Annotated in this window: 19 protein-coding genes; 13 read left to right on the top strand and 6 right to left on the bottom strand. The window is 71.9% G+C overall.

Annotated elements, in window-relative coordinates:
- Window positions 1-53 precede the first annotated feature (53 nt).
- Window positions 54-1,397 (bottom strand): extracellular solute-binding protein, encoded by a 1,344-nt coding sequence (locus tag KOI35_RS13960; protein WP_215787364.1) that lies wholly within the window; start codon window positions 1,395-1,397, stop codon window positions 54-56.
- 309 nt (window positions 1,398-1,706) lie between these two features.
- On the opposite strand from KOI35_RS13960, the gene KOI35_RS13955 reads away from it, so the two are divergent.
- The gene (locus KOI35_RS13955) at window positions 1,707-4,058 is read left to right on the top strand and encodes a glycoside hydrolase family 3 N-terminal domain-containing protein (protein ID WP_308120957.1); all 2,352 of its coding nucleotides are present in this window, start codon (window positions 1,707-1,709) and stop codon (window positions 4,056-4,058) included.
- On the opposite strand, the gene KOI35_RS13950 is transcribed toward KOI35_RS13955, so the two are convergent.
- A complete protein-coding gene (locus tag KOI35_RS13950; RefSeq protein WP_215787362.1) occupies window positions 3,996-7,016 on the bottom strand; it encodes a helix-turn-helix transcriptional regulator in 3,021 nt (1,006 codons plus the stop codon). The genes KOI35_RS13955 and KOI35_RS13950 overlap by 63 nt on opposite strands.
- A 237-nt stretch (window positions 7,017-7,253) precedes the next feature.
- On the opposite strand from KOI35_RS13950, the gene KOI35_RS13945 reads away from it, so the two are divergent.
- The 4 genes from KOI35_RS13945 (at window position 7,254) to KOI35_RS13930 (ending at window position 10,743) form a co-directional block, all read left to right on the top strand.
- A complete protein-coding gene (locus tag KOI35_RS13945; protein WP_215787984.1) occupies window positions 7,254-8,087 on the top strand; it encodes an alpha/beta hydrolase family protein in 834 nt (277 codons plus the stop codon).
- A 92-nt stretch (window positions 8,088-8,179) separates the two neighbouring features.
- Entirely contained in the window at window positions 8,180-9,163 is a 984-nt protein-coding gene (locus KOI35_RS13940) for a LacI family DNA-binding transcriptional regulator (protein ID WP_215787982.1), read from the top strand.
- A 9-nt stretch (window positions 9,164-9,172) separates the two neighbouring features.
- On the top strand, window positions 9,173-10,174 hold the full coding sequence (locus KOI35_RS13935) for a 5'-3' exonuclease (protein WP_215787360.1): 1,002 nt from the start codon (window positions 9,173-9,175) through the stop codon (window positions 10,172-10,174).
- Between the two features lie 53 nt (window positions 10,175-10,227).
- Entirely contained in the window at window positions 10,228-10,743 is a 516-nt protein-coding gene (locus KOI35_RS13930) for a DUF6653 family protein (RefSeq protein WP_215787358.1), read from the top strand.
- Here KOI35_RS13930 and KOI35_RS13925 read toward each other — a convergent pair.
- Window positions 10,729-13,425: an AAA family ATPase gene (locus KOI35_RS13925; protein WP_215787349.1), complete on the bottom strand. Its 2,697-nt coding sequence runs from the start codon at window positions 13,423-13,425 to the stop codon at window positions 10,729-10,731. The two genes, KOI35_RS13930 and KOI35_RS13925, sit on opposite strands and share 15 nt — an antisense overlap.
- Window positions 13,426-13,456: 31 nt before the next feature.
- Window positions 13,457-14,125: an SDR family NAD(P)-dependent oxidoreductase gene (locus KOI35_RS13920; RefSeq protein ID WP_215787347.1), complete on the bottom strand. Its 669-nt coding sequence runs from the start codon at window positions 14,123-14,125 to the stop codon at window positions 13,457-13,459.
- An 87-nt stretch (window positions 14,126-14,212) separates the two neighbouring features.
- On the opposite strand from KOI35_RS13920, the gene KOI35_RS13915 reads away from it, so the two are divergent.
- Window positions 14,213-15,085, top strand: a complete 873-nt coding sequence (locus tag KOI35_RS13915; RefSeq protein WP_215787345.1) for a helix-turn-helix transcriptional regulator — start codon at window positions 14,213-14,215, stop codon at window positions 15,083-15,085.
- Here KOI35_RS13915 and KOI35_RS13910 read toward each other — a convergent pair.
- Entirely contained in the window at window positions 14,993-15,376 is a 384-nt protein-coding gene (locus KOI35_RS13910) for a VOC family protein (protein WP_215787343.1), read from the bottom strand. The two genes, KOI35_RS13915 and KOI35_RS13910, sit on opposite strands and share 93 nt — an antisense overlap.
- A gap of 208 nt (window positions 15,377-15,584) precedes the next feature.
- On the opposite strand from KOI35_RS13910, the gene KOI35_RS13905 reads away from it, so the two are divergent.
- Genes KOI35_RS13905 through KOI35_RS13875 form a run of 7 tightly spaced genes read left to right on the top strand, consistent with a single transcriptional unit; the run spans window position 15,585 to window position 20,375 of the window.
- Entirely contained in the window at window positions 15,585-16,277 is a 693-nt protein-coding gene (locus KOI35_RS13905) for an energy-coupling factor ABC transporter permease (RefSeq protein WP_215787341.1), read from the top strand.
- Window positions 16,274-16,609 (top strand): PDGLE domain-containing protein, encoded by a 336-nt coding sequence (locus KOI35_RS13900; RefSeq protein WP_215787339.1) that lies wholly within the window; start codon window positions 16,274-16,276, stop codon window positions 16,607-16,609. The genes KOI35_RS13905 and KOI35_RS13900 overlap by 4 nt, the downstream gene beginning before the upstream one ends.
- On the top strand, window positions 16,609-17,373 hold the full coding sequence (cbiQ, locus tag KOI35_RS13895; RefSeq protein WP_215787337.1) for a cobalt ECF transporter T component CbiQ: 765 nt from the start codon (window positions 16,609-16,611) through the stop codon (window positions 17,371-17,373). Before KOI35_RS13900 ends, cbiQ begins: the two co-directional genes overlap by 1 nt.
- Window positions 17,370-18,128 carry an energy-coupling factor ABC transporter ATP-binding protein gene (locus KOI35_RS13890; protein WP_215787335.1) on the top strand — a complete coding sequence of 253 codons (759 nt, stop codon included), beginning with the start codon at window positions 17,370-17,372 and terminating at the stop codon, window positions 18,126-18,128. The genes cbiQ and KOI35_RS13890 overlap by 4 nt, the downstream gene beginning before the upstream one ends.
- Window positions 18,129-18,154: 26 nt before the next feature.
- Window positions 18,155-18,700, top strand: coding sequence for an HD domain-containing protein (locus tag KOI35_RS13885; RefSeq protein WP_308120956.1), 546 nt, complete (start codon window positions 18,155-18,157; stop codon window positions 18,698-18,700).
- Between the two features lie 32 nt (window positions 18,701-18,732).
- Window positions 18,733-19,317: a DUF4291 domain-containing protein gene (locus KOI35_RS13880; RefSeq protein ID WP_215787331.1), complete on the top strand. Its 585-nt coding sequence runs from the start codon at window positions 18,733-18,735 to the stop codon at window positions 19,315-19,317.
- Window positions 19,318-19,370: 53 nt separating this feature from the next.
- Window positions 19,371-20,375, top strand: a complete 1,005-nt coding sequence (locus tag KOI35_RS13875) for a DUF6879 family protein (protein WP_215787329.1) — start codon at window positions 19,371-19,373, stop codon at window positions 20,373-20,375.
- Here the strand turns inward: KOI35_RS13875 and KOI35_RS13870 are convergent.
- Entirely contained in the window at window positions 20,307-21,149 is an 843-nt protein-coding gene (locus tag KOI35_RS13870) for a TauD/TfdA family dioxygenase (RefSeq protein ID WP_215787327.1), read from the bottom strand. The two genes, KOI35_RS13875 and KOI35_RS13870, sit on opposite strands and share 69 nt — an antisense overlap.
- Between the last annotated feature and the right edge of the window lie 184 nt (window positions 21,150-21,333).

Raw genomic sequence — 21,333 nt, 5'->3', positions numbered from 1 at the left:
GCCGGTGGACCTGGAGGGCTCCTTCGTCCGTACGACGGGCGGAGCGATCGTCGTCACTTGCCGATGACTCCGTTCATGGCGTCAACCCACTGCTGCGGGCTGACCTGCAGCTGGAACAGCTTGGCGATGTTGTCGAGCAGCGTCTCGGCCGCGGTCGGGCTGAGCGCCTGGTCCCACGACTGGGCGAAGACCTTGGCACCGTTGGCGATGGTGGCCATGTCCTTCAGGAAGCCCGCGTCGTCGCCGGTGAAGAGGCTCTCGCTGCCGGTCAGCACCGGGACGCCGCCGGACTTGACCCAGCCCGCCTTCTCCTCGTCGTCGACCAGCGTGGTCGAGAAGAACTTCTTGGCGATGTCCTTGGCCTCGGTCGTGGCCTTGGAGGAGATCGAGAGGTATTGACCCGGGTTGCCGACCGTGTTGCTCGGGTCGCCCTTGCCGCCCTCGACCGCCGGGAAGTTCATCCAGCCCAGGCCGCCGTCCTTGACGAAGTTGCCGCCCTGCTCCTTCTGGATGCCGTAGGACCACGAGCCGTGCAGCATCATCGCGGCCTTGCCGGTGTAGAGCAGCGCCTGGTCGGCGTTCGAGTCGGCCGTGGTCGACGAGAAGCCCTTCTGGAAGCCGTTCGCCTTCACCAGGTCTTGGATCTTGGTGAGCATGTCGAGCACCGCCGGGTCGGACCAGGCGCCCTTCTCGCCGGCGAACACCTTGTCGAAGACCTCGGAGCCCGCGGTGCGGTCGAGCAGGAACTCGAGCCACATCATGTTCGTCCAGCGGGACTGGCCACCGAGCGAGAACGGCGCGATCTTCTTCGCGTTGAACTGCGGCACCAGGGCCATGATCTCGCCCCACGACTTCGGGGGCTGCAGGCCGGCCGACTCGAAGACCTTCTTGTTGTAGAAGAGCACGATCGGCTGGACCGTCTCGACCGGCAGCGCGTAGATCTTGCCGTCGACCGTGCCGGCGCCGAACGAGGACGGGAGGATCTTGCTCTTGACCGCCGCGTTCTCACCCAGCCAGCTGGTCAGATCTTCGACCTGGCCCGAGGTCACGTACTCCTTGAGGCCGCCACCGCCCCAGCCCCAGATCATCGTCGGGCCCTGGTTGGCGCCGAGCGCCGTCTTGATCTTCTGCTTGTAGGCGTCGTTCTGGAAGAACGTCCCGGTGATCTTGCTGTCCGGGTTCGCCTTGTTGAACCGGTCGATCGCGGCCTGACGGTACGGCTCGCCGGGCGGGCCGCTGAGGGACCAGTAGCTGGCCGCGCCGCCGCCGCTGCCCCCGCTGCTGCTGCCACCGCTGTTGCTCGGACCGGAGCTGCCACAGGCCGCCAGGGCCGCGGCACCGGCCGCACCCGCGGCCAGGCCGAGGAAGTTCCGCCGGGAAATCGGGTTATTGGACACGCTGATCTCCGTCTTTTTTTGATGCCGCCGCGGTGGCGGCGAGAGGATCGCCGTGGAAGTGGTCGTCCGCGTCACAGCGGCTGCAACTTTCGCTCGTCAACCGCAAATTAACACGAGGTTTCGTTAACGTAGGGTTTCGGCTTGATCATGTCAAGAGTCTTGCATTGGTCGCGCTCCCACGGCGAGAGTGGACGGGATTCCGACCTGGTCACGACCGCCTGCCTAAGATCATCTCGACACCGAAAATTGTGCTGTGCAAACACTGAAAGTTTCGGAACCAAATCTGTGGAACCACTGAGGAGCTGCGCCGTGACCGTAGAACCGGTACGCAAGCCATGGCAGGACCCGGCGCTGGGCGTGGCGGAGCGCGTCGACGCCCTGCTCGCCGAGATGACCCTCGAAGAGAAGATCGGCCAGCTCGGCAGTCGTTGGGTCGGCAACGACATGCAGGACGAAGAGGAGGTCGACCCCGAGGAGACGCTCAACGTCGCTCCCATGCAGGATGTTTTCGCCGCTTCCGGGACGATACCCCTGGACGAGGCCAGTCGGCACGGACTCGGCCACCTCACCCGGGTCTACGGGAGTCACCCCCTCACTGCCGTCGAAGGCGCCGCCGAGGTCGTACGTCAGCAGCACATCGTCCTGGCCAACTCCCGTCTGAGCATTCCGGCCGTCGTCCACGAGGAGTGCCTGACCGGGTTCACCACCTTCGGCGCCACGGTCTATCCGGCCGCCATCGCCTGGGGCGCCACCTTCGACCCGGACCTGGTCGAGCGGATGGCCGCCGCGATCGGCCGGGACATGGCCGCGGTCGGCGTGCACCAGGGCCTGTCCCCCGTGCTCGACGTGGTGCGCGACTACCGCTGGGGCCGGGTCGAGGAGACCATCGGCGAAGATCCGTACCTGGTCGGCCTGCTCGGCGCCGGATACGTACGGGGTCTGCAGAGCGCCGGCGTGATCGCGACCCTCAAGCACTTCGCGGGCTACTCGGCGTCGCGTGGTGCCCGCAACCACGGTCCCGTCCCGATGGGCCGCCGCGAGCTGCTCGACATCATCCTGCCGACCTTCGAGACGGCGATCCGCGAGGCCGGGGCCGAATCGGTGATGAACTCCTACTCCGACATCGACGGGCTGCCCGCGGTGGCCGACCCGTGGCTGTTCACCGAGCTGCTGCGCGACCGCTGGGGCTTCACCGGCACGGTCGTCTCCGACTACTGGGCCGTGCCGTTCCTGGCCACCACCCACCACGTGGCCGAGGACATGGTCGACGCCGGGATCCAGTCGCTGACCGCCGGCATCGACGTCGAGCTGCCCGACACGCTCGGTTTCGGCCAGGAACTGGCCGGCCGGGTGCCTGAGGAGCTGATCGACCGGGCCGTCCGGCGCCTGCTCACCCAGAAGGTGTCCCTCGGCCTGCTGGACGCCGGCTGGACGCCGGAGAAGTCCGTCGCCGCCGCCGCGGGCACGGATCTCGACTCGGCCGCCAACCGGGCCCTCGCCCGCGAGATGGCCGAGAAGTCGATCGTGCTGCTCGAGGCCGGGTCGGCGTTGCCGCTGGCCGCGGGCCTGGGCCGGGTCGCCGTGGTCGGACCGGCCGCGGCCGACCCGCGTACGTTCATGGGCTGCTACGCCTTCCCCAACCACGTGCTGCCCCGCTATCCGCAGGCCGGGCTGGGCATCGACGTGCCAACCGCGGTCGACGCGCTGAAGTCTGCCCTTTCCGGCACCGAGGTCGTGTACGAACAGGGTTGCCCGGTGATCGGCGACGACACTTCCGGTTTCGCCGCCGCCGTCGCCTTGACAGAAAGCGCCGACGTCACCGTGGCGATGGTCGGCGACCTGGCCGGGCTGTTCGGGCACGGCACCTCGGGCGAGGGCTGCGACGCCGAAGACCTCACGCTGCCCGGCGTGCAGGCCGAGCTGATCGAGGCGCTCCTGGCCACGGGTAAGCCGATCGTTGTGGTTGTGGTCTCCGGACGCCCGTACGCGCTGGGAAGCCTCTCCTCCCGCGTGGCCGGCCTGGTGCAGGCGTTCATGCCGGGCGAGGAGGGCGGCGCCGCGATCGCGGGCGTGCTGACCGGCAGCGTCAACCCCGGCGGCAAGCTCCCGGTGCAGATCCCGCGGCACCCCGGCGGACAGCCCGGCACCTACCTGCTGCCGTCGCTCGGCGCCGAGAACACCGGGGTCAGCAACCTGGACCCGACGCCGCTGTACGCCTTCGGGCACGGCCGCTCGTACACCACGTTCGCCGTCGACGACCTGCGGATCAGCGCGACCGAGGTGCCGACCGACGGCGAGTTCACGGTGACCGTGCGGGTGCGCAACACCGGCGGGCGCGCGGGCGACGAGGTGGTGCAGCTCTATCTGAAGGATCTGGTGGCCCAGGTGACCCGGCCGGTCAAGCAGCTCACCGGCTTCGTCCGGGTCGGGCTCGAGGCGGGCGAGGCTCGTGACGTGACGTTCACGGTGCACGCCGACCGGACCGCCTTCACCGGGCGCGACTTCTCCCGGATCGTCGAGCCGGGCGACCTGGACGTGCTGGTCGGGACGTCGGCGGCGGACCTGCCGCTGACCGGCCGGGTCCGCCTGACCGGGGCGCTACGCGTCGTGGGCGACCGGGACCGCCGCCTGGTCACGCCGGTCACGGTCGAAAAGGTCTAGCCGGCGGGCCAGTTCGGTGCGCGAGCGGACGCCCAGGCGGGCGAACACGTTGCGCAGGTGGTGATCGATCGTGCGGGGGCTCAGGTGCAACTGCCGGGCCACCTCACGGTTGGTCGCGCCTTCGGCCACCAGGCCGGCGATCCGCTCCTGCTGCGCGGTCAGCGGCGCCTGGTCGACGGTCGTGACCCGTTCCCCGGCCGCGCGCAGCTCGCGGGCGGCCTGGTCGGTCCACGGACGCGCGTCGTAGCGCCGGAACGTCTCGGCGGCGCGGCGCAGGTGATCGCGGGCCTCGGCCGGGCGCCGGTGACGGCGCAGGTGGCGGCCGTAGAGGAGCTGGGTGTGGGCGCGGGCGAAGCCGCCGTCGGCGTCGCGGTCGTGCCAGCCGAGGGCCTCACGGAAGTAGTCGTCGGCACCCTCAGCCTCGGTCAGCGCCCGGCAGCGGCTGCGCAGGGCCAGCCAGCCGGGTTGAGCGGTGCGGGCGGCCCATCGGTCGAAGACGTCGACGCTCTTGCCGGTGGTCTCGGCCAGGTGCGGGGCGATCGCCACGCGCAGGATCATCGAGCCGGTCCGGGCGACGCGGGCCAGCCGTTCGGCCGCCCGGTCAGGGTGCCCGGCGGCCAGATCGAGCAGTGCCTCGGTCCAATCCCCCAGGCCGTCGCCGGCGCCCCCGCGCTCCCGGGCCGTCGCGGTGTCGTGCCGGCGGACCGTTCCCGCGTCGCCGCGCTGCCGGGCTGTCTCGGCGTCGCCCATGAATGCGGCCAGCAGCCCGAGCAAGGCCTGATGCGAGACGGCCAGGTCGGGGCGGCCCGCTCCCCGGGCGACGGCCGCGCCATCGAGGGCGTTTTCGGTCGCAGCGTCGTAGCGGCCGGCGGCCAGCTCGGCGAACGCTGCGACCTCCAGGGCCTCGGGGACGAGCGCGGCGTGACCGCGCCGCTGGGCCTGGGTGACGGCCTGGTTCGCCAGGTGGGCGGCCCGGCGGTCCTGGCCCAGCAGGATGCCGGTGTTCGCGGCCCGTGTCAGGGCGACCGGGTCGGTGGTTCGCGCGGCCAGGAGCATCACCGCGCGCAGGTGCCGGAACGCGCTGGTCTCGTCACCCGTCATGAGGTCGGCGAGACCGATCACCTGGTGCAACGCCATCTCGATCTCCCAGCCCGGGTCGCCGGACTTCCCGAGGGACGTCGCGGACGGGTCACCAGGCCTTCTGAAAGGAGTCAGGGACGGGTCGCCGGGCCTTCCGAAAGGAGTCGCGGACGGGTCGCGATAGTGGGCCGCCGCCTGACGCGCCAGTGCCGGGTATCGAGACGGGTCGCCGGCCCGGCCGCAGGCGTCGGCGGCCAGCAGCAGGGCATCGAGCGCTCCGGTGGGGTCGGTGGGCAGCAGATCGGCGGCCACGTCGAGGAGCACGTCACGGGACTCGGCCGGCGCTCCCCGCAGCTTGATCTCAGCGATCGCCCCGCGAGCCCGGGCACGCACCTCGACGCCGGCCCGCAGCCGGCTCGCCTGGCGCAGCAGCGGCCGGGCATCGCGCGGACGACCCGCCGCCACCGCCGAACGGGCCGCCGCCAGGAGAGCCGACGGGTCGTCGCCGAGCCGGGCGGCATGCCGCTGCGCCCGCCAGGCGTCGGCCGGCGGGACCGAGGCGGCCGCTCGCATCAGATCCTGGGCCAGCTCGCCATCCGGCGCGCTGGTCACCTCGGCCCGTTGCACGAGCGCGGCCAGTTCGCGGCCCCGCTTCGCGAAGACGACGGCCAGCGCGAGGTGGGCGGCGTGACGACGGAAAAGCGGTTCTTCCCCGTACGCGACCAGCCCGGCCACGGGCGGCCGGAAGCTCACGCCGTCCGCCGTCACCGTGATCAGCCCCGCCCGTTCAGCCGGCGCCAGGTGCGCCGCCGTGACCGCCCCGCACGCGCCTTCACGCAGCGCACCGCACGCGCATTCACCCGCCGCACCGCCCGGTCCCCCACACGCTGCCCTGTCCGCGTCCTCATCCGACGGCGCGTCCACGCCCTCAACCGGCGCCGCGTCCACGCCCTCAACCGGCGCCGCGTCCACACCCTCAACCAGCGCCGCGTCCACACCCTCGACCAGCGCGCTGTCCGCGCACTCGTGGGACGGTGTGCCGGGCCAGAGCGCGGGATCGGCGGCGGCCAGCAACTCGGCCGGCGGGGTGCCGGGGGCGGCCGCCGCGAGCAGCAGCAAGCGCCGCGTTGACGGCGGCAATGCGGCCAACCGCGTCTGGAAACGGCGACGCAGGGAGCTCCCGTGGGGCAGACCGCCGGGCAGCGGGGCCAGGCCGCGCCGCTGGGCCGGGGTCAGGGAGTCGGCTAGCTCGGCCAGCGCCCCGGCATGGCCGGCGGCCAGCTCGACCAGGGCGGCGGCGACTTCGTCGGTCGTCTCGGGTGCACGCCGGTGTACCAGCGCGTGCCCAGCCTCGTCGTCCAGCGGGGTCAGGTGGACGCAGCGCAGGCCGGGCAGTTCCGCTGCGGCGGTGGCCAGGATCGCGACCGGCAGGCGTGCGGCCAGCATCTGGATCAACTGCCAGGACGGCGGGTCGAGGCGGTCGGCGTCGTCGAGCAGGCACAGCACCGGGCCCCGGGCGGCGGCGCGGCGCATCAGGGCGAGCAGGGCCACGCCGAGCAGCAGCGGGCTCGCCCCGGGTTCCCGGCCGGCGATCACCCTGGTCAGAGGGTCGCGCTGGTGCGCCGGGAGATGACCGGCCAGTGCCTCCAGGGGCTCGATCAGCTGCTGCAGTCCCGCGTAGCCGACCGACGGATCGCGGCCGGGGGCGGTCAGCACGGTCCACCCGGGCCCGGCCATCCCGGCGGCCGTGCCGAGCAGCGTGGTGCGGCCCTCGCCGGGTCCGCCGACCAGCACGAGAGACCCGCCGGCGGGCGTGTCGAGCAGGGTACGGATCGCCGACCGTTCCGCCTGCCGCCCGTACGGGAAAGAATCTTGCACTTGAAGTGCACTAACCATGAAGGGAGTCTGTCGTCGCAGGCCACGGCCGGAAAGAGTTTGACCGGGACTTTTCGGCTGATGAAATTTCGGGGGTGTTAACAGGCCGTTGCGCAAGGCTGGTGGTTTCGCCGATGCGCACGCCGCGAAACCGAACAAACACTGACCGCCATCAATCCCCAACCATCGGGAGCGTGTCAGGTGCAGCACCTTCGCAAACCACGCCGGTTCGTCCTCGCGATGGCCGCGGCCGCCGCACTGGCCGTCGGACTCGGCGCGGCTCCGGCCCAGGCCGCGGACAACCCGTACGAGCGCGGCCCCAACCCGACCACCAGCTCGCTCGACGCCAGCCGCGGGCCCTACAGCGTGTCCACCGCCAGTGTGCCCTCGACGGTCAGCGGCTTCGGCGGCGGCACCATCTACTACCCGACGAGCACGTCCGACGGCACATTCGGCGCGGTCGCCATCTCCCCCGGCTTCACCGCCCGCTGGTCCAGCCTGTCGTGGCTGGGCCCGCGCATCGCGTCGCACGGCTTCGTGGTGATCGGCATCGAGACCAACACCATCTACGACCAGCCCGGTTCGCGCGGCGACCAGCTGCTGGCCGCGCTCGACTACCTCACCCAGCGCAGCTCGGTGCGGACCCGGATCGACGCGACGCGACTCGCCGTGGCCGGTCACTCGATGGGTGGCGGCGGCAGCCTCGAGGCCGCCCGCTCGCGTCCGTCACTGCAGGCCGCGGTGCCGCTGGCCCCGTGGAACACGACCAAGAGCTGGTCGACGCTGCGGGTGCCGACCCTGATCGTCGGCGGCGAGAGCGACACCGTCGCGCCCGTCTCGTCGCACTCGATCCCGTTCTACAACAGCATCCCGGCGTCGTCGGAGAAGGCGTACCTGGAGCTCAACAACGCCTCGCACTTCTTCCCGCAGTCCGTCAACACCTTCACCGCCCGCCTCGGCGTGGCCTGGCTGAAGCGCTTCGTCGACAACGACACGCGCTACGACCAGTTCATCTGCCCGGGCCCGTCCAGCACCTCCATCTCGGACTACCGCAACACCTGTCCGCTGTCCTGACCGGGAAAGCGGCCCGGTCGGCGGACAACGCCGGCCGGGTCGTTGCGGTTATCCTGCCGCGGATGAGCGTCAAACGAGGGCGGCCGCCCGGGATGATGGACGTCGCCCGGCTGGCCGGGGTGTCGCATCAGACGGTGTCGCGCGTGCTCAACGAGCACCCCAACGTCAGCGAGCAGACCCGCCTCAAGGTGCAGGCGGCGATCGCCGAGCTCGGCTACCGGCCCGACCGGGCGGCCCGGGCGCTGGTCACCGGCACGTCCAAGGTGATCGGGGTGGTCGCGCAGAACTCCTCGCTCTACGGGCCGGCGTCGATGCTGACCGCGTTCGAGGAGGCGGCCCAGGCCACCGGGTTCGCGGTCAACGTGGGCAGCGTCCGTAATCTCGACGAACGCTCGATCGCCGACGCCGTCGAACGGCACCTCGACCAGCGTGTGGCCGGGCTGGTCGTGATCGCCCCGGTCGCCGGGGCCGGTCCGGCCCTGGCCAAGCTGCCCGACGACGTCCCGGTGGTGACCATCGACGGCGATCCGGAACGGTCGTCCACCCTGGTCACGGTCGACCAGGTGGCCGGCGCCCGGGCCGCCACCGAACATCTGCTCGGCCAGGGCCATCAGACCGTGTGGCACATCTCCGGGCCGGCCGACTGGTTCGACGCGGCCGGGCGCGTCCAGGGCTGGGAGTCGGCCCTGCGCGAGGCCGGACGCGAGATCCCGCCGCTGCTCACCGGGGACTGGAGTGCCGCCTCGGGCTACCGCAACGGCCAGTTGCTGGCCCGGCTGCCCGAGGCGACGGCGGTCTTCGCGGCCAACGACCACATCGCGCTCGGGCTGCTGCGGGCCCTCAACGAGCACGGCCGGCGGGTGCCGGGTGACATCAGCATCGTGGGCTTCGACGACGTGCCGGAGGCGGCGTTCTACAACCCTCCCTTGACGACGATTCGCCCCGATTTCGACGCCGTGGCCACCGCTTCGCTCGAGTTGCTGCTGGCCCAGATCGATTCCGGGACCACCGATTCCGTACGCCGTACCATCGCCCCCGCACTCGTGGTGAGGCAGAGCGTCGCACCCCCGGCGTAGTCTCTTCGCGTGCCCCTCCTGCTCGTCCTCGACGGCAACAGCCTGTTGCACCGCGCCTACCACGCCGGCGCGGGCGACGGCTGGGTCGACGACGACGGCAACCCGATCTGGGCGCTGCGCGGCTTCTTCGGTTACATGGCCCGCGCCGCCGCCCACCTGCGCCCCGACGCGGTGGTGGTCGGCTTCGACTGCCCCGACGAGTCGGCCCGCCGCACCGACTACCCGGCCTACAAGGCGCACCGCCCCGACAAGGCCGAAGACCTGACCGCGCAGCTGCTGGCCGCCCCCGCCCTGCTGCGTGACGCCGGCGTGTGCACCGTCGTCCCGCGCGCCTACGAGGCCGACGACGTGCTGGCCAGCGCGGCCGCCACGGCCCGGGCCGGCGGCTGGCAGTCGGTGCTGATGACCAGCGACCGCGACGCGTTCGCCCTGATCGACGACGCCACCTCGGTGCTGCGGGTGCGCAACGGCGGCTTCGACGAGGCCGTCCTGGTCGACGCGGCGGCCCTCCCTTCGCTTTACGGGGTGCACCCCTGGCAGTACCGGGACTTCGCCGCCCTGCGCGGCGACCCGTCCGACAACCTGCATGGCGTACGCCGTTTCGGGGCGGCCACCGCGGCCAAGCTGCTGGCCGCGTTCGGCACGATCGAGGCGGCCTGGGACGCGGGCGTCACCCTGGTCCGCGACGCCGTCGGGGCCCACGCCGCCACCTCGCTGACCGCTCCCGGCGCCCGGGAGATCGTCGAGCGCAACCGCCGCCTGATGAGCATGCGCCACGACCTGGAGATCCCCGACCTGGCCACGGCCCGGCTGCCGCTGAGCCGGTTCGTGATGCGTCAGGCGCTGCGGGCCCGCGGCATCAACCTGGGGCCGTCGTTGTGGGCGCTGACCGGCGGCGCTCCCCCGGCCGAGCCCGAGGCCGACCCGGCACCCGAGTTCCGGCCGTGGGTGTTCCGGGGCAGCCTGACCGCCCGCCGCGAGCCGACGCCGGGCCAGATGGCCCTGTTCTGACACTGGGGTTACTACGGATACGACGCCGCCCCGTTCCCGCGAACGTGGTGGGCATGACAACCCCCACCATGGAACAGCGCATCGCCCGGGTCTTCGGTCTGCAGGGCGACAAGTGGATGCGACACGCGAACGCGGCCAGCGTCTGGACCCGGTTCACCGTGCTCTCGCTGCTCGCCCTGGCGATCTGGAGCCGTGACTGGATCGGCTGGTACTGCCTGATCCCGATCGCTCTGGCGGTGCTCTGGATGATGGTCAATCCGCTGCTCTTCCCGCCGCCGCGGTCGACCCGCAACTGGGCCTCCGCCAGCGTCCTCGGCGAACGGGTCTGGTCCGAGCGCGGCACGGCCGACATACCGGCCCAGTTCCGCTCGCCCGTCCCGAACCTCACCAACGTGATCGGTGTCGCCGGGCTGATCCTTCTCGCGTACGGGCTGGTCCGCCTCGACGTCCTCACGACAGTCGCCGGCGTGCTGATCGTGAACGTGAGCAAGCTCTGGTACCTGGACCGCATGGCGCTGCTGTTCGCCGAGGTCAAGGGCCGCCCCGAGTACGCGTCATGGGATTTCTGACCGGGCCAGCGCGGTCCGGGACGAGACGCCCAGCTTGGTGAAGACGTTGTGCAGGTGGTACTCGACGGTCCGGCGGCTCAGGAACAGCTGGGCCGCGACCTGCTGGTTGGTCGCGCCGTCGGCGACCAGCCGGACGATCTGCCGCTCCTGCGGGGTGAGCCGGGTCAGCGTGTCCGGTTGCCGTTTGCGGGCGGTCTCGCCGGTCGCCCGCAGTTCGGCGCCGGCCCGCTCGGCCCACGGCACCGCACCCAGCCGGTCGAAGACGTCGGCGGCCTCGCGCAGCTGCACCCGGGCCTCGGCCCGGCGCTTGCCGCGGCGCAGGAACTCGCCGTGCAGCAGCCGGGTACGGGCCAGCTCGAACGGCCGGTCACAGTCCTGGCCCAGACGTACCGCCTCGGCGAAGAGCCGGTCCGCGTCGGCCCCGGGGAGCAGGGCGCGGGCCCGGCACAGCAGCGAACGCGCGGCCGGGGCGCCGGACGGCCCGGTCAGCCGCTCGAACGCGGCCAGCGGTTCCCCGACCCCCTCCCACCGGTCGGCCCGCGCCGCCGCCTCGACCAGGTCGGGCACGCAGGCGACGGCGAGGAACGGGCTGCCGGCGCCGGGCCGCGCGTCGAGCATCGCGCGCAGATGGGTCAGCGCGTCGGCCGGGCGTCCCCGCACCAGGTCGGCCAGCGCCAGCGCGTGCCGGGCCACCGTGGCGACGATGCCGAGACCGCGCCGCCCGGCCCGGGTCAGGGCCTCGTGGGCCAGGTCGCGGCACTCCTCGTCGGCGCCGCGCAGAGCGGCCAGACAGGCGAGAGTGCCCAGGTGCCGGCTGATGCTGGTGTCCTGTCCGAGCTCCGCGGCCAGGCGCCGGCCCTCGGTGGCGTGCCCGGCCGCATCGGCGTACCGGCCGGAACGCAGGTCCAGCTCGGCCAGGTATTCGAGGGCGTGGGGCAGCTCGCCCAGGGCCCCGGTCGCGCGGGCGCGGTCGACGGCGCGGGTGAACCACAGCCGGGCGCCCGGCTCGTCACCGACGAACGACGCGGCGACCCCGGCCCAGATGTGGTGCCGGGGCTCGGTCAGCGTCGCGGCGGCCCCGATCGCGCGGCGCAACCGGAGCACCCCGGCGGCGCTGTCTCCCTCCGCGACCCGGCCCATGCCCTGCAGCAGGTCGCTCAGGAACGCGGCCGGCTTGTCGGTCACCGGCAGCGCGGCCGCCAGCCGGCCCAGCCCGGCCGAGCGCAACGAGTCGCCCGCGTACGCCGCCGCCTCGGCCGACTCGACCAGCAGGTGCAGAGCGCGCGTGGGGTCGGCCGCCGCGGCCCGCTCGGACACCGCGGCGAGTTGCCCGGCCGCGGCCAGCACGTTGCCGGCGTCCGCCTCGATCGTCGCCCGCACGTGATCGGCAGCTCCCTGGATGACGGGATCACCGCCCTCGTCCGCGCGGGCGGCCCGGGCCAGCAGGTCGATCGCCTGCGGATGCCGGCCGCTGCGCCGGGCCGCGTCGGCCGCCGCCACCAGTCGCCGCGCCCGGGCGGCGGGCCGGTCACTCAGCTCGGCCGCCCGGAGCAGGGCCGTGGCCGCGGCCGCGTGCCCGCCCCGCCGCACGGCCCGCTGGGCGGAGTCCTCCAGCGCGGTCGCCACCTCCTCGTCGGTTCCGACGGCGGCGGCCGCGCGGTGCCAGGCCACCCGGTCGTTGTCGGGGTCGGCGGCGGCCAGGGCCCGGTGGGCGGCGCGGCGGTCGGCGGGCTCGGCGATCTGATAGGCGGCCGCCCGGATCAGCGGGTGCCGGAAGACGATGCCGTCCGCCGCGACCCGGACCAGCCCGGAGCGCTCGGCGACGTCGAGCGCGTCCGCCCCCGCGGCCGCCGCGGCCAGCACCAGGGTGACGTTGCCGGTCTCCTCGGCCGCGGCGATCAGCAACAGCGCGCGGACCGGGCCGGGCAGGGCGCGCAGCCGGTCCCCGAACAGCCGGTCGAGGCGGGCGGGCAACGGCACCCGGTCGTCGAGCGGCTGCCGGCCCGCCACCTGATCCGGGGTGAGCGACGACGGCAGCTCCCGCAGCGCGAGCGGGTTGCCGCCGGCCAGCCGGACCAGGCCGCTCACCACCGCGGGCGGGAGCCGGGGCAGCAGGGCGGCCGACGCCTCGGCATCGAGCGGAGGCAGCTCGAGTTCGGGCAGCCCCTCCGCGAACCCGGTCGCCGTGTCGCGCCGGCCGACCACCAGGGCGATCCGCTCCGCGCCCAAGCGCCGGGCCACGAAGCCCAGCACGTCGGCCGACGGCTGATCGATCCACTGCGCGTCGTCGACCAGGCACAGCACGGGGCGGTCGGCCGACGCGTCGGACAGCAGGTTGAGGACCGCGACCGACACCAGGAACCGGTCGCCGACCACCGCCGTGCCGAGCTCGAACGCTCCGCGCAGGGCGGCCGCCTGCGCCGGCTCCAGGCTCGCGCTCCGGTCCAGCAGCGGGAGCAGCAGCTGATGCAGCGTCGCGAAGGCCAGCTCGGCCTCGGACTGCACCCCGGCCGCGGGCAGCACCGTCCAGCCGCTCCCGGCCGTGGCCGCGGCGTGCTCGAGCAGAGCCGTCTTGCCCGCGCCGGGTTCGCCGCGCACGACCAGGGAGCCGCCGCGCCCCTCCGCGGCGGCTGTCACCAGCCCTGCGATCGCGGCGCACGCCGCATCCCGGCCGTACAGCATCGACACTGATGCTGCCCGTCCGGACCGGGTTTCACCAGGGCAGGACGCCCGACTCGTCGGTGAACGTGCCGGTCGGGCCGCCGGCCGGCAGCGTGGCCAGACGGACGACGGTGCGGGCACTCTCCGCCGGGGTGCGCCCGCCGTCGAAGCCGGCCGTCATGTCGGTCGCGGTGAAGCCGGGCTCGAGCGCGTTGAACTTGATCCCCGGCTGCGCCTTCGCGTACTGGACGGTCAGCATGGTGGCGGCGGCCTTGGACGCGGAGTAGAGGGCCACCGGCAGGTGGTACTCGGGGCGGTCGGGGTTGTTCACGGCCCAGAACGAGCCGGCGCTGCTCGAGATGGTCACCACGGTCGGGTTGCCGGACTTGTGGAGCAGGGGCAGCGCCGCCTCGGTGACGCGCACGATGCCGACCGCGTTGACGTCGAACATCTGCAGAGCCGGGCCGGTCAGGATGCCGGCGTTGTGCACGAGCACGTCGAGGTGGCCCTGCTCGGCCTCGATCGTCTTCAGGGCCGCGCTCACCGAGTCGTCGTCGGTCACGTCCAGCTGGACAAAACGGGCACCGAGGCCGGCGGCGGCTTCCCGGCCGCGTTCGATGTCACGGGCGCCGACGTAGACGGTGTGGCCGAGGTCGACGAGCTGGCGGGCGGTCTCGTACCCGATGCCCTTGTTGGCGCCGGTGATCAGGGAAATGGTCATGCCTCGGACGCTAGGCACGACCGGGGCGGGTAGCCGGAGCCCTGACAGGACCCCCTCTGTCCGGCGGGCGCGACCTAGGCTGGACAGGTGACTGCGAACGCCCTCGGTGCCTACCTGCGGGCCCGGCGCGAGCTGGTGACCCCTCAGCAGGCGGGCATTCCCGAGATCGGGGTACGACGGGTTCCGGGCCTGCGCCGCGAAGAGGTCGCGATGCTGGCCGGCATCAGCCCCGACTACTACCTGCGCCTGGAGCGGGGGCGCGACCGGCACCCGTCGGTGCAGGTGCTCGAGTCGATCGCCCGGGTGCTCCGGCTCGACGACGATCACCTGGCCCACCTGCTGAGCCTGGTCGCCGACCAGCCCCGGCGGCGGCGCCGGCCGCGTACGGAGAAGCCCCCGGCCGGCGTCCTCAAGCTCCTCGACTCCCTGAGCCAGCCCGCCTTCATCGAGGACCGGTACTTCGACGTGCTGGCCTCGAACCGCCTGGCCCGGGCGCTCACCCCCGGCCTGACCCCGGGCGGCAACCAGTTACGTGACCTGTTCCTCGACCCGGCGGTGCAGGCCGTGCACCCGGACTGGAAGAACGTCACCGAATGCTTCGTGGCCAACCTCCGCCAGGCCATCGGCACCGACGTCGACGATCCGCGGTTCATCGAGCTGACCGGCGAGCTGTCCCTGGCCAGCGACCATTTCCGGCAGTTGTGGGCCCGGCACGAGATCCGCAGCCAGCGCGGCACGCCGATCCGCATGGTCCACCCCCGGCTCGGCGAGCTGACGCTCAACCGCGAGCGGCTCGCCGTCGCCGGGACCGAGGCGCTGATGCTGGTCGTCTTCCACGCCGATCCGGGGTCGGCCGACGCCGGGAAGCTACTGCAGCTCGCCCTGACTGCGCAGGATGCAGAACTCGTTGCCCTCGGGATCGGCGAGCACGACCCAGCCCGTACCGTCGGAATTTCTTAGGTCGCCGACCACGGTCGCGCCGTGCTCGAGCAGCCGGGCCAGCTCCTCGTCGCGGGTGCCCTCGACCGGGCGCAGATCGAGGTGGACCCGGTTCTTGACCTGCTTGACGTCGGGCACCTCGATGAACAGCAGCCGGTGCGACCGGTCGGCCGAAAAGATCATGCACTCCTCGTGGCCGGGCTCGTTCGGGTCGTCCGGGTCCTCGCGGTAGCCGAGCACGCCCTCCCACCAGCGCGAGAGCGTGTAGGCGTCGGAGCAGTCGATCGTGGTGTGCGACACGTATGAGGTCATGCGCCGATGATCCCGCCTTGGGGCGCAACCACTCACGCACGTCGCCGTGACGCGCCCCGCGTTCTGGACGCGCCAGCGGCCAGCGGGGCACGGCGCGGTCCCCGCGGGAGCGGCGGTCCGTCACCCACCGCCCCGCCGGGACATCCCGATCTTGATGTTCAATTGCCAACACTTTGCAACAGCACTCGATACTCATATGCTGCGTGGCATGGAGACGACGGCGATGCACATCGCCAACGGGATCGTGGACGGTCCGGTGTCGGCGGTGTTCGCGGTGCTCGCGGTGGCCGCCCTGGCGTTCTGCGTGCGCAAGGCCCGCAACGACCTCGACGAGCGGCTGGCCCCGATGGCCGGCCTGGTGGCGGCGTTCATCTTCGCCGTGCAGATGCTGAACTTCCAGGTGCTGCCGGGCGTCTCGGGACACCTGCTCGGCGGCACGCTGGCGGTGATCCTGGTCGGGCCGTGGGTCGGTGCGCTCTGCGTGGCGACGGTGCTGATCGTGCAGTGCCTGCTCTTCGCCGACGGCGGGCTCACCGCGCTCGGCCTCAACATCACGAACATGGCGCTGCTCGGCACGGCGGCCGGATATCTGCTGGTGGCGGGCCTGCTGCGGGTCCTGCCGCGCAACGCCCGGGGGCTGGCCGCGACCGCCTTCATCGCCAGCGTGGTCAGCGTCGTGGTGGCGTCGCAGGGGTTCGTTCTCGAGTACGCACTGGGTGGCACCACCGAGCTGTCGCTGCCCTGGGTGTCGGGCACGATGGCCGGCGTCCACGTGCTGATCGGCATCGGTGAGGGGCTGATCGCGGCCACCACAGTCGCCACGGTGGCCCGGGTCAGACCTGATTTGGTGTACGCGTTGCGGCGGTTCCGGAAGCAGGCGTCGGTCGAGGTGAACGCATGAACCGGAAGCTCGGCTGGTTCCTGGCCGGTGGGCTGCTGGTGGCCCTGCTGCTGGCCGGCGTGGTGAGCAACTTCGCGTCGTCGAGCCCGGACGGGCTGGACGCCACCGCCCGCGAGGGGTGCACCTTCAATGCCGAGGGTGAGATCACCGGTGGGCACTGCATCGCCCAGCAGGAGAGCGCACATCAGCTGGGCGGCTCGCCGCTGGCCGACTACGGCGGCGACGGTTTCCTCTCGAAGTTCGTGGCCGGCACGACCGGGGTGCTGATCACATTCGGACTCGGCGCGGGACTGTTCTGGGTAACGCGCCGACGCACCAGGACGGACGCGTAATGGGCGCCGGCCACGCCCACCCGCTGCACCTGGACAAGCAGAGCCCGATCCACCGCCTCGCCCCCGAGGTCAAGATCTCGGCCGTCCTGCTGTTCACGATCATCGTGGTGGTCACCCCCCGTACGGAATTCTGGGCCTTCGCCGGCTACGCCGTGTTGCTGGCCGTGGTGGCGATCGCCGCCCGCGTCCCCGCCCTGTGGCTGGCCAAGCGGGCCACCATCGAGCTCCCCTTCGTGCTCCTGGCTGTCGCGCTCCCGTTCGCCGGCCAGGGCGAACGCATCGACTGGCTCGGCCTGTCGCTGTCGCTCGACGGCCTGCACGGCGCGTGGAACATCTTCGCCAAGGGCACCCTCGGCGTGCTGGCGTCGCTGCTGCTGGCGGCCACGACCACGATGCGTGACCTGATCCTGGGCCTTGACCGGCTGCGCTGCCCGACCGTGTTCACCCAGATCGCCACGTTCATGCTGCGCTACCTCGACGTGCTGGCCGACGACGCCCGCCGGATGCGGATCGCCCGGTTGTCCCGCGGCTACGACCCGCGCTTCCTGTGGCAGGTCAAGGCGTTCGCCGTCAGTATCGGGGCGCTGTTCCTGCGGGCGTACGAGCGGGGGGAAAGGGTTTATCTCGCCATGGTCTCGCGCGGTTACGCGGGGCGGCTCCCGCACGCCGACGAGGGCCGCGCCCCGGCCCGGCAGTGGATCACGGCGGCGGCGCTGCCCGTGGCTACGGCGGGAATCGCGCTGGCTGCCACAATCGGATCATGACCGAGACGCCGGCCTTACGCATCGCGGGGCTGCACTTCGACTACCCGGACGGCACCGGGGTGCTGCACGGCATCGACCTGACCCTGGCCGCGGGCGAGCGGGTCGCGCTGCTCGGCCCGAACGGCGCCGGCAAGACCACGCTGGTGCTGCACCTCAACGGCATCCTGCACGGCGGTCCGGGCACGATCGAGGTGGCCGGCGCCCGGGTGAATCCGGCCGACCGGGCCGCCCTGGCCGAGATCCGCCGCCGCGTCGGCATCGTCTTCCAAGATCCGGACGACCAGCTGTTCATGCCGACCGTGGCCGAGGATGTCGCCTTCGGGCCGCAGAATCTGGGCGTCCGCGGTGACGAGCTTCGCGTACGCGTCGACGAGGCCCTCGCCGCCGTCGGCATGAGCGAGCATCGCGACCAGGTGCCGCACCACCTGTCGTTCGGTCAGCGCCGCCGGGTCGCGGTGGCCACCGTGCTCGCCATGCGCCCGGAGATCCTGGTGCTGGACGAGCCGTCGTCCAACCTCGACCCGGCCAGCCGCCGCGAGCTCGCCCAGATCCTCGAACCGCTGCCGGTCACGGTTCTGATGGTGACCCACGATCTCCCGTACGCCCTGCAGCTGTGCCCCCGCTCGGTCATCCTGGACGCCGGTCGCATCGTCGCCGACGCCCCCACCCGCGACGTGCTGGCCGACGAGGAGCTGCTGCACGCGCACCGGCTCGAGCTGCCGTTCGGTTTCAACCCGGTCGCCCGCCCCGCGTGAAGTTTCAACCCGGTCGCCCGCCTCGCGTGAAGTGGATCCGCGACCTCCACGAGCGTCACGCCCCCAGTGAAGCCGCCCTCGATCTGGTGTGGACCCACTGCCGCATCGTGGCCGAGATCGCCGGGCAGTTCGCGCCGGGCGACTCCCTGGTGCAGGCCGGGGCTCTCCTGCACGACATCGGCGTCTACCGTCTGGCCCCCGGCGAGTCGTATCTGCGCCACGGCATCCTCGGTCACGAGCTGCTGACCGAGGCCGGGGTGCCCGAGGAGCTGGCCCGCTTCTGCTCGCACCACACCGGCGCCGGCCTGACCCGCGCCGACATCGAGACCCAGGGCCTGCCGCTCCCACCCGGCGACTATCTGGCCGAGACGCCCGAGGAGGAGATCGTCATGTACGCCGACAAGTTCCACAGCAAGACGACCCCGCCGCGCTTCGTGACGGCCTCGTCGTACGCGGTCTCCGTGGCCCGCTTCGGCCCGGCCCCGGCGGCCCGGTTCGCCGCCCTTGTCGCCCGCTACGGCGAGCCTGCTCTCGCCGGCCTGGCCACCCGCTACGGCCACGAGCTGCGCTGAATTCGCTTGCCGGGCACGGGATCATGGCGATTATGCAAGACGTTCCCTACCACCAGATCCGCGCCACGTACGACGATTCCACCGTCACCGTCTACCAGGCCTACTCCCCGGCGATCGCCCTTCCCGCGCTCGCCGCCGGCCGCTTCGTGCCCCCGTTCAAGCGGGGCCGGATGACCTGGGTGAAGCCGTCGTTCCGCTGGATGATGTACCGCTGCGGCTGGGCCACCAAGCCCGGCCAGGAACACGTGCTGGCCATCACGATCCGCCGCGACGGTTTCGAGTGGGCCCTGTCCCGAGCCGTGCTGAGTCACTACAGCCGCGACGTGCACGAGTCGCGGGCCGCTTGGCAGAAAGAGTCCAAGGCTTCCCCCGTACGCGTGCAGTGGGACCCGGAGCGCGACCTGCACCTGCGGCCGCTCCCCCACCGTTCGCTGCAGCTGGGCCTGTCCGGCGAGGCCGCCGACCGCTACGCCGACGAGTGGACGACGAGCATCACCGACGTGACCGAACTGGCCCGCACCATCCACACCCACGTGAAGGCGGGCGACCTGGCCACCGCCGCAAGCCTGCTCCCGCCGGAGACGCCGTATCCTGCGATCGAATATCGCGGAAGGTAGTCGTCCGGCAACATTTCGTGTCCGTCGATACCATCGGGTCGGAGAGGATACCGATGAGTCGCGGCACGAATCTCGTGGGAAAGATCAGCTGGACCCTGCTGGCCGGACTGCTCAGCTTCAGCATCACCGGGCTGTTCGAGAAGGCGCTGGACATCAGCCTGGCCGAGCAGGTGATCGTGACCGTCCTGATCGGCGGCGTCACCCTGCTCGTGCAGTATCTGGCCGAACTCGAACGCCGTAACGACGAGGCCGACCGGGTCCGGCGCGACGAGATCCGGGAACTCCGCGGTCTGGTCGCGCAGGGTTTCGAGAGTGTCGACGAAGCGACCGAACTGCTGGCCGAGATCGACCAGTCCGCGGTCCGGCGTGAGCTGCTCAAGCAGGTGATCCGCCGGTCGGGGCACATCACGCCGGCGGCTCCACCGCTCGTTCAGTTCCTGGCCGGCAGCGAGACACGGCGCTTGGCCGAGACGCTCCAGGCGCTCTCCGACGGTCACGAGCTCTTCTACGACGGCGAGGACCGGGAGTATCTGCTGGCGCTGACCCGCGGCACGAACACGTCCCTGCTGGCCACCAGCTGGGCGACCGTGAACGCGAACGACGTCGGTTTCGAGGCCGGCTTCTGGTTCAGTGATCTCGGGGCCCGCTATCTCGAACTCCAGAAGGCGGCCGTCCGGCGCGGCGTGACCATCCGGCGCATCTTCATCATCGAGTCGCCGACGCTCATGACTGATCCGGAGCTGCGCCGGATTCTGCAGATGCAACGCAGCGCCGGGGTCGATGTGCGACTGAGCGACGGCAGTGCGGCCGCGCAGGACGGTGGACTGTTCGACTTCGTCATCTTCGACGAACAGATCTGCTACGACACCACGCCGGTGACCCGGCAGGGAACACCCGGCGCACCCTGGCGGCTCACCACACGGATGGTCCTGAACGAGGAGACGGCGCGGCATCGCGTCGAACGGTTCGAGGAGCTCTGGCTCAACGCGTCACCGGCCGACCTCCGCGAGAATGGCCCGGCCGTGATCACCGCTCCGGAGCCCCTCGGACCGGCGTAGGTCGGCCGCCGCGTGCACCACCCGCAGCCATCGGTCGCGGCCGTCGTATCGCGCACTGAAGGGACGTCGCCCGTGCACCGTGTGGAGATTGTCGATGATCATGATCTCCCCCGGCGCGAGCGACACGTCCTGCAGACGCCGGTCCACGGCTTTGATCACGGTCTCGAGGGCGTCGCCGGCCTCGTCACCACCGGCGGATCGTGCCATGAACGCGGGATCCAGCCGGACCTGAGGACGCTGCGGGTCCCCGGTGAGCACGGCCACCGCCGGCGGCTCCGCCGCGGGCAAACTGGCGGTGTTCGAAGAGTCCGGTTCGATCCGGAACAGGGGTTGACCGAGCAGCGAGCGGGTGGACTCGTCGATCGGAATGTCCTCGATGCGCGCGAAGCTCGTCGCTGTGCGGTCCGGATTGCGCAGGCAGAACAGGATGATCCAATCCGGACGCAGCGGATGGTAGGCATCTTCGTTGTGCCACATCAGTTCCCCGGCCGAACTGGATCCGAGCTGAGTGGTCTCATCGCCCGGAAGCGGGCTGACGTCTCGGATCAGGCGCCCGCCGTCCACACCGGCCTGCGATACCGGGTAGCCGAGAAACGACGCGAGCAGGAGCAGCATGGCGTCGATGCGCGCGAGCTCGCCGCCGCGCGGCGGCGCCGACGTCACCGGCGGGCTGGAACCGAGGTCGGCGTCCACGATCGGCAGACCCGACAGCACGAGGCCGCCGTCGCCGCCGAGGCGGAAGTCGACCAGCGTCCGCCGGAGCGTGACCGGCAACTCCTGGGACAGCAGGGCGATGCGGTGGAGCCGACTCCGCGGCTCGAGGTCGGACAGCTCGGACGCCACTCGGCCGGCCAGCCCCCGGACGGCCACCCCGTCCGCCGGCGAGAGTGGCACCCTGGTGATGGGACGCGCCACAATGTCGGACACGCAAACCTCCGCTGATCGATTTGTCCAAGGC

It is taken from the genome of Paractinoplanes bogorensis (genome assembly GCF_018829635.1).
GTDB classification, from domain to species: Bacteria; Actinomycetota; Actinomycetes; order Mycobacteriales; family Micromonosporaceae; genus Actinoplanes; species Actinoplanes bogorensis.
This window is presented reverse-complemented; position numbering and strand designations above follow the sequence as displayed.